The sequence below is a fragment of the Paenibacillus aceris genome (assembly GCF_017874035.1).
GTDB classification, from domain to species: Bacteria; Bacillota; Bacilli; order Paenibacillales; family NBRC-103111; genus Paenibacillus_E; species Paenibacillus_E aceris.
Window position 1 is genome coordinate 25,894 of the sequence record NZ_JAGGKV010000033.1, and the last position, 16,676, is coordinate 42,569.

The following is a 16,676-nucleotide window of genomic DNA, read 5'->3' on the forward strand; positions in this document are numbered from 1 at the left end:
CAGCATGGTAGTAGGAGATGCTTCTTTAGATATTGATTTGCTCGTCATTGGTGCGGGCCCAGGCGGTTACGTCGCAGCCATTCGTGCAGCTCAGCTTGGCCAAAGCGTTCTTATAGTTGATAAAGATGCCTGGGGTGGCGTCTGCTTGAATCGCGGATGTATCCCTTCCAAAGCATTGATCTCCGCGGCTCACACGTATGAGCACGCTCAGCACGCTGACAGCATGGGTATCTCTGTAGAGAACGTGAAAGTGGACTTTGCAAAGGTACAAGCATGGAAAAACAGCATTGTTGCGAAACAAACGGGCGGCGTTAGCGCGCTGCTCAAAGGCAATAAGATCCAAACGTTCCAAGGGGAAGTGATGTTCATCAATGAGCACGAAGCACGTGTGTTCAATGATGCGGAAGCTCCTCGCTATCGCTTTAAGCACTGCATTATCGCGACGGGGTCCCGTCCGATTGAGCTAAAAGCATTCCCTTACGGCGGAAGAATTATTTCTTCCACGGAAGCTTTGAACTTGCCTGAAGTTCCGAAAAGCATGGTCGTTATCGGCGGCGGCTACATCGGTATTGAGCTTGGTCAAACCTACGCGAAGTTCGGTACGAAAGTAACTGTGTTGGAGGGTTCAGACCATGTGCTTCCTGGCTTCGAGAAAGAATTGACGAAGTTGGTTGCACGCAATCTGGAGAAAGTTGGCGTAGAGGTTCATACTGAAGCGTTGGCGCAATCCTGCACTAAAACAGAGAACGACGTAACCGTAACTTTCACAGTTAAAGGAGAAGAGAAGCAAGTTACAGCTGATTACGTACTTGTAACAGTTGGCCGTCGTCCGAACACGGATGGCGAACTAGGACTTGATCTGATCAACTTAAAAATGACAGACCGCGGTTTGATCGAGGTTGATAACCAAGGGAGAACAAGCATTCCGCATATCTTTGCAATCGGAGATGTTGTGCCTGGTCTTTCTCTGGCTCACAAAGCGTCTTATGAGGCGAAAGTGGCGGCAGAAGCGATTGCAGGTCACTCCAGCATCGTAGACTACAAAGCGATGCCGGCTGTTGTATTCTCTGATCCGGAAATTGCAGGAGTAGGCTTGAGTGAAACGGAAGCAAAAGCTCAAGGCATCAACGTGACGATCGGTAAATTCCCTTACGCAGCTAATGGCCGCGCTAACTCTTTGAATGCAGGCCAAGGCTTCGTGAAGCTTGTCGGCGACAAAGAAACAGGCCAACTGCTGGGCGGTCAAATTGTGGGTCCAGAAGCTTCGAACTTGATCGGAGAGCTCGCTCTTGCGGTTGAGATGGGCGCTAACCTGGAAGACATCGCACTCACCATTCACGCACATCCAACATTAACTGAAATGATCATGGATGCGGCTGAAGGTGCGCTTGGACACCCGATTCACCAACTTGGTAAATAAGCATCATTAGAGCGGTTTCCAATACCTTTAGATAAAAAGTCCCGAGAGCATGGCGCAAGCCGCTCTACGGGACTCTTTTATTTATTATCCGTGTCTCTGGGCAAAATCGTTCATGAAATCAGCTAATGCCTTGCATGCTTCATAAGGGACTGCATTGTATGCGGAAGCGCGCAGCCCCCCAACGCTGCGGTGCCCAGCCAGCCCCTCAAAACCGTGAAATTCGGACTCCGAAATAAATTGACGTTCCAGCTCCTCATTGGCCATGCGCCAAGTGATATTCATCGGTGAACGGTCTTCTGCCTTAATAATCCCTTGATAAAAACCGCCGCTCGCATCGATTACCTCATAAATGAGGCCGGCTTTTACCAGATTATGCTGTTCTAATTGTTCCACGCCGCCTTGCTTCTGAGCCCATTTGAGCATCAAATTCATCATATAAACGGCATGGACGGGAGGCGTGTTGAACAGGGATTTGTTTTTGGCAAAAGTGCTGTAGCGCATGATTTCCGGTATCTCGTTGGAAGCTTGCTCCAACCAGCTTTCGCGGATAATGGCTACAGTGACACCTGCTGGACCAAGGTTTTTCTGAGCGCCGGCATAAATCATCGAAAATTTATGAAGATCCAACTTTCGGCTAAGGATTTCGCTTGTCATATCGGCAACGAGAGGTGTGGAGGTCACTTCAGGTATCGATGTATAACGCGAGCCTTCAATCGTATTATTCATTGTGATATGCAGGTATGCAGATTCCTCGCTGAGATCTTCCTCGTTGATGGCCGGGATGCTGCGCCATTTCTGGTCTTTGGAGCTTGCCACGACGTGAGTGCGGCCCCAATACGCAGCTTCCTTATAAGCTTTTTCCGCAAAGCTTCCGGTTAATACATAGTTAGCAGTCTGATGAGGCTTTAAAAAGTTCATCGGAAGGAGAGCGAACTGTGTGCTTGCCCCTCCGCCCATAAAGAGCGCTTCATATCCATAAGGTATTCCGAGCAAAGTCAGAAGAAGGTGCTGCGTTTCCTGATTCAGTTCCTCGACAATGCGGCTTCGGTGCGACATTTCGAGCAGAGAAATCCCCATGCCGTTGTAATCCACAAATTGCTGCTGGGCCTCTTCGAGGATGTCGAATGGCAGTGCGGCTGGACCTGGATTGAAATTGTACCTGCGTTTTGTTTTGTTCATGTGTGTTGCCTCCCGTAACCGATTTTTGGCCAACAAAAAACGCTCCTCATCCGATTGGGACGAGGAGCGTTTGCTCGCGGTGCCACCCAATTTAAGAAACAATACGTGAATGTTTCTCCACTTGGTTCCGCGGTAACGGGCGGTGCCGGTTAACTTAGCATGACCTTAAGTTCAACAGGCATGCTTGGCGATAACGCCTCCGAGTTGGATTCTCATCATAGGCACGATCAAATATAGAAGTTGAATAAAAGTATATGCCTATTGATTAAAAAGGTCAATGCTTTATTTTACTGTTTTGTTATAAGCGGCAAGCTTCTCAGCAATGCTTTTTGATGCTGCGTCTAAGGCGTCTTTCGGTGATTTTTTACCAGTGAGTGCTTCTTCAATGGCCGTTTCAACGAGTTGACGAGCTTCTGGGAATACACCCATGACCGCACCTTGAGTTGCTTTGTTCGGTTTCGTGTTGTGTAGTTGGTCAATTGCCGTTTGGAATTGCGGGTATTTCGCTAAATTATCTTTTAGAATTTGCTCATCATAAGCTTTTTTCGTAATTGGGAAGTATCCTGTGTTAACGTTCCACCAAGCTTGCGTTTGTGGATTCGTCAAGAATTTGATGAATTCCCATGCGCCTTTTTGTTCAGCTTCGGATTTGTTGTTCAAGATATAAAGACTTGCGCCACCAACAACGACACCGCCTTCTTTGGCATCAGCAGGTTTAGGCATAACGCTTGTTCCAACTTGGAATTTGCCTTCTGCACCTGTAACAATTCCACGTAAAGAAGCTGTAGAATCGAGTGTCATCGCAACTTGACCGGCGAGGAAAGCTTTTTTCGTATCATCGGTTTTGCGACCAAGATTCATGAGGGACTTGTTATCGACCATTCCCTTCCACCAAGTCAATGTTTTGACGCCTGCTTCATTGTTTAAAAGCGTTTCTGTAGCCGCGGAGGTGCGGCCGTTTCCGTTGTTCAAGAATTCTGCGCCTTGTCCAGCGAAAAACTGCTCCATGAACCAACCGTAAATCGCGAAGGATCCGCCAGCTTTACCGTCTTTGCTTAACGCTTGCGCGGCTTTTGCTACTTCTTCGTATGTAGTTGGCGGCTTCTCTGGATCCAGTCCAGCGGCTTTGAACATGTCTTTGTTGTAGTAAAGGATTGGGTTCGAAGTGTTAAAAGGCATGGAATTTAATTTATCGTCAACTTTGTAATAATTCAAAATGTTTTCTTCGAGTTGGGAAAGATCGAATTTATCGGCATCAACAAACTTTTGAACAGGCGTAATCGCCTTGGAGTCGATCATGAAACGGGAACCGATTTCGTAAACTTGAATGAGGGATGGGCCGCTTTTTGTATCCATGGAAGCTTTCATTTTATTCAAGCTTTCATCGTAAGTACCTTGGAAGACCGCTTCAACTTGCACATTTTTCTGGGAAGCATTGAAATCTGCGACTAGTTTGTCTACGGCTTTGCCAAGCTCTCCACTCATGGAGTGCCACCAAATGACTTTGACTGGCTCAGCGGCTTTCGTCGGTGCTGTTGAAGCGGCAGTTGAACTTGCAGGTGCAGCACTGCTTGCTGGTGTTACTTCCGCTTTGCCGCATGCGCTTGTTAGCATCATAGTGAGTGCTGTCATTGCTAGAACCGATGTTCTTATGTTTACGGAATTCATGGATTTATTTCTCTCCCTTTTTTTTAAAACTTAAATTATTTATGGAAATCTGCTTTAGCTAAATAGCTGAGCAGAGCAGCCAACAAGGTCAACCTTTTACAGCACCTGCGGTAAGTCCGCGGACGAGTTGCTTTAAACCGAGCACGAGCAACAACAGGGATGGCAAGAGGACAATCGTTACGCCCGCCAGAACAAGGTTCCACACAGTTAATTCTTCAAATTGAAGCATGGCGATGCCGATTTGTGCGGTCCGCATTTCTTCACTGTTTGTAATGAGCAGCGGCCATAGGTACATGTTCCAAGCGTTCAAGAACGCATAAACAGCAAGCGTTGCAAGTGCGGGCCGCCCCAAAGGCAGCACGATTCGGAAAAAGATGCGGATATGACCACAGCCGTCGATGCGCGCCGCTTCGAACAGTTCTTTGGGCAGCTGCAGGAAAAATTGGCGGAGCAGGAAGGTGCCGAAGGCTGTTGCCAGGAATGGAACCGTGAGGCCTTGCAGGCTATCGAGCCAATCCCACTTTTTGACCGTCAAATAATTCGGAATAATCGTGACTTCCCAAGGAATCATCATCGTCGCCATGAACAAGGAGAAGATGAAAGCTTTTCCTTTAAAACGAATATTGGCAAAAGCGTATGCCGCCATTGAGGAAGTCATCAGCTGCCCGATCATGATGAGCAACGAGACGACCAAGCTGTTGGTAATAAATTTGCCTATGGGAACGAGTTGAAAAACGGCTAGAATACTGCCCACATAGAAACCGCTCGGTAAGAAGCGGGGCGGATAAGCCGAAGCTTCATCTGGTGTCATGAACGTTGCTGAAAACGTGTAGAAGATCGGATACAGCACAAGTGCGGCTGCAATGGCCAGCAGGATATAAACGAATGTTTTCTGAAGTGGACGGTTCATTGATAATGCACATTCCTTTCGAACACTTTGAATTGCACAAAGGTGAAAATCAGGATGATCGTGAACAGTACAAGGGCTTGCGCGCTTCCCGTCCCAAACCGGAAGTTAATGAAAGCATCTTGATACAAGTTATAAACGAGAACATCGGTGGAGTTGATCGGACCGCCTTTGGTCAGAATATGGATCTGTCCGAAGGACTGGAAAGCGCCGATGATCGATACAATCGTGACGAAGAACACCGTCGGAGAAAGCAGTGGTAAAATAATTTGAACAAACGTCCGAAATGGACCGGCTCCGTCGATTTTGGCGCTATCGTAGATTTCGTCGGGAATGCCTTGCAGGCCGCTGAACAAGACGATGTAATTGAAACCGAGATTCATCCATACGGTCATCATGGAGACGGAAAGCAGCGCCCATCTTGGATCTGTTAGCCATGCGACAGGCTCTAAGCCCACAAGCTGCAGCAGATAGTTAAGCATGCCAACACTAGGATGAAAAAGCATCATCCAGATGACGGAGGAAGTGCCGACGGACAGAACGACAGGCAACGAGAAAATAAATTGGAAAAAGCGCATGCCTTTTAACTGATTATGCGTGAGAGCGGCAAGAAGAAGCGCAAGAGCGATGCTGGTCGGTACTGTCAGGATGGTGAAAAGACCTGTAACTTCCAAGCTTTTGTAAAACTTCTCTGATGTGAAAATGGCAGTAAAGTTATCAAAGCCGACAAAGGAAGCGACCCTGCCTCTGGGATCGGTTTCGTGCATGCTGAGATAAAAGGTTTGAATCAGCGGGTAGAACAGAAAAATGCCAAAAAGCAGAAGCGACGGAAATAAGAAAACATACCCAAGCAGCGTCTCCGCCCATTTCGAGAAAAAGATGGAACGGGGAGGAAGCCCGGCGCGTGTTGTTATTTTTTTTGGAGCCGTTGTAAAAGGCAAATCTTGATCCAGCGTACTCATTTATTGTCCTCCACTTGATTATTAGGCTAATTCTAGCTCTGGTTCTAGCTCTAGCTTTATGTCTATTAGCTTAATGCCGAGTTATTTGACCAATGTTAAATAGGCACAAATGATTTGTGAAGTTTTCTCCCGTGTTTACATAATATTTACGAATATTTACTGGGCAAATGCCGATCTACTCCACTATAATTTGAGCATAAGCAGTTAATGAGGTAAGGAGAGTGTACAATGAACACACATCAACCGATTGTAATAGGACACCGGGGAGCCGCTGGGGAAGCGCCGGAAAACACGTTAAGATCTTTTGCCTTGGCATTCGAGCAGGGGGCAGATGGCATAGAATTGGATGTTCATATCACAAAAGACGGTGAAATTGTTGTTTGTCATGATGCAACACTCGATCGAACGACGAATGGTTCAGGACTTATTTGCGAAAAAAGCTGGGAAGAAGTAAAAGAACTCGACGCCGGCTTCTGGTTTTCCGACGCGTTCGTTGGGGAAAGAGTACCGCTGCTGCGGGAGGTTTTCGAACTTGTGCCGCGCGGTCTTTTCATCAATGTGGAAGTGAAGCATGCATATGAAGGACGTATGGAGAAGGCGCTGCTCGCCTTTTTGCGAGAGAGCGGCAGAATCGAAGATGTGGTGATTTCTTCCTTCGATCACAAAGTGATTCACCGGATCAAGCAGGCTGAGCCTGAGGTGAGGGTAGGTCTGCTGTATAGCGCGGACCTGTATAATCATGCCGCCTATGCGCAGCAAATCGGCGTTGAGGTGCATTCCTTACACCCTAGCCATCATCATTTTGAAAAAGAAGATGCTGTTGCGGCATCGGCTGCAGGACTTGCCACTTACCCTTATACGGCGAATGATGTGCGGGATTATCAGAAGCTGATCGACGCTGGGGTTACAGGGATTATTACGGATTTTCCGGCGAGGTTACGGAAGGTATTGGGCGCATAGGTACAACATTTTTTGCCTTTGTGGTAGAATATGGGTATCTCTGTTTGGAAGGGAAACGTGGCGACATATGAGCGAAAATAGTTTAACTCAAATTGGACAAATTTCTGTTAATGCTGCGGATATTGAAAGGGCTGTTGCATTTTATCGCGACACGCTGGGCATGAAGTTTTTGTTTCAAGCTTCTCAAATGGCTTTCTTTGACTGCGGTGGCATTCGCTTGATGCTCAGCCTCCCTGAAAAGCCGGAATTTAACCATCCGGGCTCGGTTATTTATTATAAAGTGGAGAACATCAAGAAGGTTTATGAAGTTTTTCTTGAACGCGGTGTTGCATTTATTAGCGAATCTCATGTGGTTGCGAGTATGGGCCGTGTAGATATTTGGATGGCGTTCTTCCGGGACTCCGAGGGGAATACACTAGCTTTAACGAGTGAAGTTTCGAAGTGAAATAGGATATAAGAAAGACCGCTGCATTCGGATTCGGATGTTGTGGTCTTTTTTTATTAGTAGATAAGCAAGTATTAGTTTTATACTTTTGCTTCGCATCTACCTTGACAAACGCGCTCGTCCTAAAAGGACGACGAAGTCGTTTATCCTTGGCTGATGCAGGTGGCGGTAAGGGGGCTGATAGTGGCGGCAAAGCCGTAAAGGCGCGCATCCGACAGGTGATTGGCTTGCAGTACTAGGCAAAGTTAGTACTATCAGAATCGCAGCAAATGCATACAATGGGATTATGACCAGGTATTAAGAGAAGCCCAATAACCGAATGGATGCTAGCTTAGTTCCAACCAAAGGTTTTCTCAGATTTGCCATGCGAACGCTTAGGAGGAGTCACGATGATCAAATGGTTGTTTATTGCGCTGTTAAGGCTTCTGCTTCCACTGCTGCGCCCTGCTTTATCGGGAATCTATCGTGTAAAAGTAAAGGGGATAGAACGATTACAATTCACCGAGAAAACGGTGCTTATACCTAACCATGTGTCTTTGCTGGATGCTGTAATTCTGGCGCTGATCCTGCCTGAAGAAGTGGCCTTTGTGGTGAATACCCGAATGGCCAAACGTTTTGCCTGGCCGCTTCATTTTCGCACGCACATCCCCGTAGATCCCTTGAATCCTTACTCGGTAAGGAAAATGCTCAAAACAGTGCAGAGCGGTACGCCGCTCGTGATTTTTCCGGAGGGACGCATCACAACCACTGGCAGCATGATGAAGCTCTATGGTGGCATCGGTTATATTGCTTCGAGATCTCAGGCACAAATGGTGCCGATCGCTATTAGCGGGCTGGAGCACTCCAAATTTTCATATCTTCGGGGCAAAATGAAGCAGATTTGGTTTCCGGCGGTAACCATTACGATTGGTGAAGCTTTTCAAGTGCCGGTGGATGAGTGTCTCACTCGAAGAGCTCAGAAGGAGCGGGCAACGGATCTTATTGGCAGCCGCATGCAGAGTCATATCGTGGACAGCCGAATGAAGCCGGAGCTTAATTTATTCAATGAACTTCTCATCGCTGCCAAGCAGCATGGCGTCTCGAAAATCATTTGTGAAGATGTGATATCGGATACCGCTTTAAGTTACCGCAAGCTGCTGCTGACCACATATACGATGGCAGGACGCTTGAAAGTGCTGCTTGATAATCAAAAGCGCGCAGCTGTTCTACTGCCGAATGCGGCGGCACATGTCATCACTTTGTTTTCATTATTCCGATTAGGCGTTACGCCGGCGATCTTGAACTACACTTCAGGGAAGCAGGCCATGCTGGACGCATGCGAAACAGCTTCTGCGAAGGCGATTATTACGTCTAGGGCTTTTATCGAGAAGGCGGGGCTTGCTGATTTTATCCAAAGTGCCAGCGCAGCGTACACCATTATTTACCTCGAAGAAGTTAAAGAGAGCATTACCTTTAAACATAAATGGAATGGCATGCGCGACTATATGACCAAAGCGAAAGGGCCGTTTGGCGAAGATCAGAACGAGGTTGTTCTGTTCACTTCAGGAAGTGAGAGCAAGCCGAAGGGGGTCGTGTTGAGCCACCGTAATATTTTTGCTAATATTCAGCAGGCCAAGGCTGTGATTGCCTTTAATGCCTCTGATATTCTGCTTGGGGCGATGCCTATGTTCCATTCCTTTGGATTGACTGCAGGCACGGTGCTCCCGGTTCTTTCCGGCATGAAGATGGTGATGTATCCCAATCCCTTGCATTATAAAGTTATTCCGGAGATTGTTTACGATCGGAACATTACGATTTTATTCGGGACATCAACGTTCCTGTCAGCTTACGCGAGAACCGCACATGCTTATGATTTTGCCTGTTCGTTGAAATATGTTGTGGCTGGCGCCGAGAAGCTGAAAGAGGAGGTTCGCCAAACCTGGATAGATAAATTTGGCATCCGAATTCTGGAGGGCTACGGAACGACCGAAACAGCGCCTGTTATTTCGCTAAATACGCCGATGAATGTCAAGAAGGGAACAGTTGGCCGGGTGCTGCCAGGTATGCAGGTTCGGATTGAGAAGGTGGATGGGATCGAGCTTGGCGGCAATTTGCTTGTCAAAGGTCCCAATGTGATGAAAGGATATTTGATCCATGGTCAGGGTTTTGTCCCTGTTCCGGAATGGTACAGCTGCGGCGATATCGTTCAGATGGATGAAGAAGGTTATCTGTCAATTCAAGGGAGAATGCAGTCTTTTGCCAAGATTGGCGGGGAGAAAGTGTCGCTGCCGATGGTTGAAGAGCTAGTTGCCTCCTGCATGCCGCCCCAAACGATGTGCGCAGCCATCACTGTACCGGACGCGAGAAAAGGGGAACGGATTGTGATCTACCACAACAGTGCTTCTGAGCAGCTTCAGTCCCTTAGAGAGTCTATGAAACAGAAAGACGTTCCGGCCATTTATATGCCTTCAGAGCTTCGTTATGTGGAGAAATTGCCGCTTCTGGGCAGCGGAAAAGTAGACTATGTAACAATCAAACGAAGTGCACAAGAGGATCATCATGCATCATAAGGGAGAGAAATGATATGAAAATGAAGCCGCTACAGACACTGTACTTGACACAATTTCTTTCCGCTTTCGCCGACAATATGATACTTTTCATTACTTTGGCAATCATTAAGCAAAATGCTTATTCCGACTATTATATCGGTGTTGTGCAGGCTTCTTTTCTCGTAGCGTTCGTGCTGCTGGCGCCATTCGTCGGTGCTTTTGCTGATAAAAACTCCAAATCCCGCGTTCTTCTCGTCGGAAATGCGATCAAGAGCATCGGCATCGTCGCGATGTTCCTTCACGTGGACCCTGCTGTCAGCTATGGCATCGTCGGCATAGGAGCCGCGGTCTACTCACCGGCCAAATATGGCATACTGCCTGCGTTAACGCATTCCGAGCACGAACTGCTCCAAGCAAACGCGCGCATGGAAGGCTACACGATAATGGCGATTTTGCTTGGTTCCGTCTGTGGCGGTATTTTGGCTAAAATATCGCTGTCAGGTTCCATGATTTCCTGTCTCGCGCTGTACTTGATTTCTTTGCAAATGACACTGCAAATGCCTAAGCTGGAAGGAAATCCATCAATCCGCTATGGCAGGGCCGCGAGAGCGTTCGTCTCCGATTTGAAGTTTTTGTTAAAAGACCGTGCAACCCGTTTCTCTCTCGTCGGCACAGGCTCGTTTTGGATGACTTCCTCTGTCGTTCGTTTGGCGATCATTGCTTGGGTTCCCGCTCATCTTGGCATACATTCCGTTGATCAAATTTCTATGCTCGTAGCCGTAACCGGTATAGGGATCATGATTGGGGCGCTGATGACGCCAAAACTGGTTCCCGCCAAGCGTTATTATAACTCATTTATTTTTGGAATCATCATGATTATCAGCATTCTGATGTTCCCTCTCATTACCAATTTGTATGCGACGATAGGTCTGCTCCTCCTGGTAGGCTTCAGCGGCGGCGTGTTCATCGTACCGATGAATTCAGTCCTCCAAGATCGAGGTCAGGGCATCGTAGGCGCAGGGAAAACGATAGCCGTCCAAAATTTCCTGGAGAATTTAATGATGTTAGCCGGTGTCGGCATTTATACTCAAATATCCAAGGATGGGTTATCTCCTGACCTGTCGATTACAGGAATTGCTTGTATTCTAGCAGGCTTCGTCGTGTATCTGATTGTGCAGCGCCAACGTTTGAAACTGTCCGTTTAACAAATAACGGTTATCACTGAGGGGGCAAGCACGATTTGCAGTGGAGTTGCTCCCGCATATTCACCATCCGCTTGAATAAGCAGAGGCGTTTGTGAGCGCAGCGAAATGGATGTGCCTTTATAAAAGGAAACGGCAGGATGCCGGATATGATTACCTTGATATACGGTGAAAAGGATAGGAAGCAGCCGGAAGCGTCCTCTGCTTTGAATCACGACAATATCAGCAATGCCGTCGTAAGGTGAGGCAGAGGGGCATATTTGGATGGCCCCTCCATAGAAGGGAATGTTGGCAACGGCAGCTAACCACATATGGGGCAGCTCATGAACCTTTCCATCCACCTCTAGCCATGCAGTACAGGGTTTGTATGTCGCGAACACACGGAGAATCGTCAGGAAGTAGGACAGTTTGCCGAGTCGGAGGCGATTTAGAACTTTTTTATAGTTGGATTCATTCGTTAGTTTGGCTACCATGCCATCGAAACCGGCGCCAATACTGTTAACGGCGACGACACCGCTCGCTGTGCGCAGCAGGTCGATTTGCACTCTTTTGGTCCCCGTTAACGCGATGTTCAGCGCTTGAAGTGGATGCATGGGAATGCCGTAGGCTTTTGCAAAATCGTTGCCGGTCCCAGAGGGAATAACAGCAAGGCTGCTGGTTATTCCCTCTTTATGTATGTGCGCTAACCCTTGAGCCGCCTCATGGATCGTTCCGTCCCCACCAATAACGATGAGCTTGCCAACCTTATGTTCTTGAATCATTGAGATAGTAAGCTCTGTGGCTTCGCCGGCTTTTGCCGTTAATTTGAAAACATGCGGGATCTGATTCTGCTGTAGATACGTCTCAACCTCTTTCCAGATGTTAGCTCCTCTTCCATCGCCAGAAAGCGGATTCACAATAAAGCCTATCGATTGCATGGCAAATATCCCCGATCCACATGATAAAGTGGTAGTAATTGACTAGGTAAAAGGTTCGATGCTCAAGCGATTTTTTGGCGAATTTTGTCTTTACATAACGTTCACTTGTTTGTAAAATAAACCATAGGTAAATTAATAACTTTTGTGTAAGGTAATCTAACATCTAATTAGAGGATCTGCATGTCGGGAGGAGAACGGGACTTTGAAATTCAACATGGGTTTGAATGCGAACAGCCTAAAGAACGTAAGTAAAGTGAAAGCCAACCTGTCCATCCTTCGCAACCTTAAGCTTCGTTACAAGCTGCTGCTCATGAACGCTATTGCTATTTTATTCCTTCTGATTGTAGGTATTACAGGTTACTATTTCATGGATAAGATGTCGAGTAATTCTACTAGAATGTACGAGGAAAGTCTGCTATCTGTCAAATGGATTAATCAACTAAAAACGAATTTTAATGAAACCGAATCTAATTTGCTGGAAATGATGCTTTCCGTCGATGTGAAATATAAGGGCAAACTGAAGACTAAACTAGATGAGAACAGCACAAAGAATCAGGAGCTTGTCACGAAGCTGGCGGGCATCCGGTTGACGGAAGAGGAAAAGGTTGCATTCCAAAGCTTTGACGAGCTGAATAAGAAGTATATTGAGATTGTCACAAAGACGATAGAACATGCTACACAAAATAATCAAGTTGCCTACCAGGTCTACAACACTGAGGTGTCGCCGCACGGTGACAAAACAATAGAAGCACTCGATAAACTGGTGCAACTCAAAGAATCTGCCGCTGAGAAGTTTCAGCTTACAAGCAGCAGCGACTCTAAGACTTCACACTGGGTCATCATTCTTACGATTATTATCGCAATTGTCGTTATGACTGTGAATGCATTGACTTTGAATATGATTATAACGACTCCGATTCGGAGATTGCAGGAGCATATGGAGAAGGCGGCTGACGGCGATCTTTCCGTAAAGGGCGACTACCCGTATGAGGATGAAGTCGGTAAATTAACGGGTTCCTTTAACGCAATGACCGGAAGTTTGCGCGGCTTAGTAGCCCAAATAGCTGACAACGCGCTGACACTTTCGGCAAGTTCCGAAGAGCTTCTGGCCAGCTCGGAGCAGAGCTCCCTTGCTGCCAAGCAAGTTGCGACTTCCAGTCAGCAGCTATCGGAAGATTTTGAGAAGCAGTTTGCCGGCGTCAATCAAGCCAACGAGGCAGTGAATCAAATGCTGACCAGCACGAAGCTTATTGATGAATCTGCCCAGGAAGTAGCTAATCTCGTTGGACAAGCCACGGCAGCCGCGCAGAATGGCAAACGTTCCATCGTGTCCATCGCAGGTCAGATGAGCGAGATTTCCGATGCGGTGCAGGAAGTTAATAGCGTCATTGAAGCTCTAGGGAAAAATGCCTATAAAATTGGCGAGATTGTCAATGTCATCAATGAAATTTCCACTCAAACCAATTTGCTGTCCTTGAATGCAGCGATTGAAGCAGCACGTGCGGGAGAAGCGGGCCGCGGGTTCGCGGTTGTTGCTGGAGAAGTGCGCAAGCTTGCAGAGCAATCTGCTTCGTCGGCACGCAACATTACGAATCTGGTCTCTACGATTCAGAGACAGATCAACCACGCCGTAAGCTCCATGCAAGATGGAGCGGGCAAAGTGCAGGCCGGATTGACGATTTCCGGCGAGGCTCAAGAATCGTTCATTCACATCGAATCTTCCGTTGAAGAAGTCAACGCGAAGGTGGAGAGTGTGAACCAGAACATTCATCAGCTCGTGGATGCGAATGTGCGCATCGAGCAGGTGATGAGCATTGTCAGCAGCGTTTCGGAAACAGGCATTTCCGTTAGTCAGGAGACATCCGCTGCCAGCCAGCAGCAAATGTCAACAACCGAGGAAATTGAGAACTCCGCTAAGTCGCTGGCAGGACTTGCAGAGGAGCTTCAAATGTCGCTGCAGAAATTTACGGTTTAGCGTGGACCGCGAGCAAAGGCTCGCGGTTTTTTGTTGTTGTTTCCTTGACACTTTCATAACCTTCGTGTATATTATATAGATTGATTGAAATGAACCATATAAACACTTTAGACCAACCCTCATTTACCCCTATACGGACGATTAGCGAGTAGAAAGTAACCCCCTCTCCTTGTTTGTTATTTCTCCCAATGACGCAGTAAAATCAGCTCATTTTATGGTAAACCCGAGGCAGTGTCATCGTGTTTCGGCAGCAGGTGTTTGTAAAGCAATTCGTACTGGCGCGGTCATTGGAGCCGCAAGGATGGAAGAGAGGTAGGGCTTTCATTGTTTTGATTCCAACACATGAAATATGCATTTTCATAGAGATCAATAGTAGCAAGGGAAGAGCCGCGCACATTTTGTATTGAGTGCAGTAAGCCTTCATCCATTGCATGTTAACAAAAATCGTTTTCGTCCTGACCACAGGGCGGGGGCGATTTTTTTATTGCGAATAGATGCTGGATGCAAATAAGCCAGACTATTTGTTATATGTTAGATGTCAGATGTTTAACGGTATAACCGTACGATTATACATGAATAAATACGGGTATCCATGGATCCATATATGCATTTTCGATAAACTTTGTATAGAAGTCTTATGGATGAGATAAGGAGAAATTGCCATGCAAATAAAGTTATTTAAGTCATTGTGGGGGATGGAAGAGTACTCCTATCGTGACGCAATTGCCAAAATCGCTGCTGCGGGATACTCAGGCGTTGAAGCATCTGTTCCACGGGAGGAGCATCGAAAGGAATTTGCTCAGCTGTTGGAAGAGTACAACCTAGCGTATATTGCGCTGATCTCTACTTCCGGAAATCATGAGGATGCTTTCACGGCTAATCTCGATGCTGCTGCATCATTAAACCCGTTATTGGTTATTTCCCATAGTGCCCGGGATTGTATGAGCGAGGAGCGCCAGTTGCAATTTTTTAGACATGCTGTCGAAGCAGAAAAGCATTACGGTATTCCAGTAGGCCATGAAACGCATAGGCATCGCGCCATGTTTACCCCGTGGACAACGGCCAGGCTGCTGCAAGCTATTCCTGATTTGAAAATAACGGCTGATTTCAGCCACTGGTGCTGCGTCTGTGAATCACTCCTAGAGGATCAACAGGAGAATTTGCAGATCGCCTTTGAGCGGACGATACATATTCATGCGCGGGTAGGCTATGCACAAGGGCCGCAAGTTCCTCATCCCGATGCTCCTGAATATAAACGTGAACTAGAGACACATGAGATGTGGTGGGAAAATATTTTGAACTCTCGTATGAATAGAGGGTATGCAGCTACCACAATAACACCGGAATTTGGCCCCCCGGGTTATATGCATACGATCCCGTTTTCGAACGAGCCCGTGTCGAATTTATGGGAGGTATGCCTAAGCATGGCCGAAAGGCTTCGTAACAAGTTTGCTTGAATGTCAGGTAAGGCTTATAACTTATCAAAAATCCAGGCTGCCGCGTGCAGCCTTTTTGCTGTCAGTACGGTTATTTCTGGATGATTTCCCGCCCGATTCACTGGTGAAACCCATTGCATTCCTTTACAATGAGAGCTACAAGCTCAGGTGCAAAGGATGGATGAAATGGTTTGGAATATGAATTGGACGTTTCTGCTGCTTGCCATCCTATTTGAAACGGTGGGCACAACGGCTATGAAAATGTCATCCGGCTTCACGAAGGTCGGTCCCGCGGTGGTGATGGGCATTTGCTACATTCTATGCTTCACACTGTTAACGCTGGCTTTGAAGCAGCTTGATGTCTCCTTGGCTTACGCGATCTGGTCGGGAGTAGGGACGGCGCTGATTACGATCATCGGCATATGGTGGTTTAATGAGTCAGTGTCTACCTTGAAAGTTATTTCTATTGTGCTTATTATTCTTGGTGTAATTGGCCTGCATATAAGCAGCAGCGGAGATGAAGCGCAGCCCAAATCGGCGCAAGCGCATAAGCAAGATCTTCAATCCGCGCCTGCATCAAAAAGGAGTGAAACCCGATGAGCGAGCATCGATTTGATTTAAAAGCAGAATGGTCCGGCGGTTTGGACGGCACTGGCCACATTCAGGCCGGTAACCTGCTTGCTGCGATTTCGGTGCCAAGCCAGTTAGAGGGCCCTGGCATCGGTACGAACCCAGAAGAAATGTTGTTAGGCGCAGCAGCAACCTGCTATCTCATTACGCTCGGCATGCTGCTTGCGCGTCAAGGTATTGCCTCTCTGGAGTTGAAATCGGAGATATTCGTTGAGAACAGTCCGGCGATGAAGGTGAACCGCATCATCCACCGGCCGCAAATTTTAGTAGCCGCTCATACTCTCCCAGATCAGCTGGATAAAATAAACAAAGCGGCCTATCGCGCAGAACAGACATGCATGATCAGCAAAGCGTTAAAAGGCAACGTGGAAGTGACAGTGGAACCAGAAATTTCGATCCTATAATTGACTAGAGGATTTTATCCCTGAGCATCTAAACCTATCCCTA

The 16,676-nt window shown here is 47.2% G+C and carries 14 protein-coding genes; 9 read left to right on the forward strand and 5 right to left on the reverse strand.

Annotation, left to right across the window (positions count from 1 at the left end; translation table 11 throughout):
• Window positions 1-4 precede the first annotated feature (4 nt).
• Window positions 5-1,420 carry a dihydrolipoyl dehydrogenase gene (gene lpdA / locus J2Z65_RS32295; RefSeq protein WP_167067858.1) on the forward strand — a complete coding sequence of 472 codons (1,416 nt, stop codon included), beginning with the start codon at window positions 5-7 and terminating at the stop codon, window positions 1,418-1,420.
• Between the two features lie 84 nt (window positions 1,421-1,504).
• Here lpdA and serC read toward each other — a convergent pair whose 3' ends face one another.
• From serC to J2Z65_RS32315, 4 genes are all read right to left on the reverse strand, one after another.
• Window positions 1,505-2,599 (reverse strand): 3-phosphoserine/phosphohydroxythreonine transaminase, encoded by a 1,095-nt coding sequence (serC, locus tag J2Z65_RS32300; RefSeq protein WP_167067855.1) that lies wholly within the window; start codon window positions 2,597-2,599, stop codon window positions 1,505-1,507.
• 282 nt (window positions 2,600-2,881) lie between these two features.
• Entirely contained in the window at window positions 2,882-4,267 is a 1,386-nt protein-coding gene (locus J2Z65_RS32305) for an ABC transporter substrate-binding protein (protein WP_167067852.1), read from the reverse strand.
• Window positions 4,268-4,355: 88 nt separating this feature from the next.
• A complete protein-coding gene (locus J2Z65_RS32310) occupies window positions 4,356-5,177 on the reverse strand; it encodes a carbohydrate ABC transporter permease (protein ID WP_167067849.1) in 822 nt (273 codons plus the stop codon).
• Complete coding sequence (locus J2Z65_RS32315) at window positions 5,174-6,136, reverse strand: carbohydrate ABC transporter permease (RefSeq protein ID WP_167067846.1); 963 nt, start codon at window positions 6,134-6,136, stop codon at window positions 5,174-5,176. Before J2Z65_RS32315 ends, J2Z65_RS32310 begins: the two co-directional genes overlap by 4 nt.
• A gap of 228 nt (window positions 6,137-6,364) precedes the next feature.
• On the opposite strand from J2Z65_RS32315, the gene J2Z65_RS32320 reads away from it, so the two are divergent.
• From J2Z65_RS32320 to lplT, 4 genes are all read left to right on the forward strand, one after another.
• The gene (locus tag J2Z65_RS32320) at window positions 6,365-7,096 is read left to right on the forward strand and encodes a glycerophosphodiester phosphodiesterase (RefSeq protein WP_167067843.1); all 732 of its coding nucleotides are present in this window, start codon (window positions 6,365-6,367) and stop codon (window positions 7,094-7,096) included.
• Between the two features lie 67 nt (window positions 7,097-7,163).
• Complete coding sequence (locus J2Z65_RS32325) at window positions 7,164-7,541, forward strand: VOC family protein (protein WP_167067840.1); 378 nt, start codon at window positions 7,164-7,166, stop codon at window positions 7,539-7,541.
• Between the two features lie 389 nt (window positions 7,542-7,930).
• Window positions 7,931-10,090 (forward strand): AMP-binding protein, encoded by a 2,160-nt coding sequence (locus tag J2Z65_RS32330; RefSeq protein WP_167067837.1) that lies wholly within the window; start codon window positions 7,931-7,933, stop codon window positions 10,088-10,090.
• Window positions 10,091-10,104: 14 nt separating this feature from the next.
• Entirely contained in the window at window positions 10,105-11,274 is a 1,170-nt protein-coding gene (lplT, locus tag J2Z65_RS32335; protein WP_167067834.1) for a lysophospholipid transporter LplT, read from the forward strand.
• Here the strand turns inward: lplT and J2Z65_RS32340 are convergent.
• A complete protein-coding gene (locus J2Z65_RS32340) occupies window positions 11,271-12,188 on the reverse strand; it encodes a diacylglycerol/lipid kinase family protein (RefSeq protein ID WP_167067831.1) in 918 nt (305 codons plus the stop codon). The two genes, lplT and J2Z65_RS32340, sit on opposite strands and share 4 nt — an antisense overlap.
• Window positions 12,189-12,390: 202 nt before the next feature.
• On the opposite strand from J2Z65_RS32340, the gene J2Z65_RS32345 reads away from it, so the two are divergent.
• From J2Z65_RS32345 to J2Z65_RS32360, 4 genes are all read left to right on the forward strand, one after another.
• A complete protein-coding gene (locus J2Z65_RS32345) occupies window positions 12,391-14,163 on the forward strand; it encodes a methyl-accepting chemotaxis protein (protein WP_167067828.1) in 1,773 nt (590 codons plus the stop codon).
• A gap of 662 nt (window positions 14,164-14,825) precedes the next feature.
• Complete coding sequence (locus J2Z65_RS32350) at window positions 14,826-15,620, forward strand: sugar phosphate isomerase/epimerase family protein (RefSeq protein ID WP_167067825.1); 795 nt, start codon at window positions 14,826-14,828, stop codon at window positions 15,618-15,620.
• 177 nt (window positions 15,621-15,797) lie between these two features.
• Window positions 15,798-16,199, forward strand: a complete 402-nt coding sequence (locus J2Z65_RS32355; RefSeq protein ID WP_167067928.1) for a DMT family transporter — start codon at window positions 15,798-15,800, stop codon at window positions 16,197-16,199.
• A complete protein-coding gene (locus J2Z65_RS32360) occupies window positions 16,196-16,633 on the forward strand; it encodes an OsmC family protein (RefSeq protein WP_167067822.1) in 438 nt (145 codons plus the stop codon). The genes J2Z65_RS32355 and J2Z65_RS32360 overlap by 4 nt, the downstream gene beginning before the upstream one ends.
• Window positions 16,634-16,676: the final 43 nt, after the last annotated feature.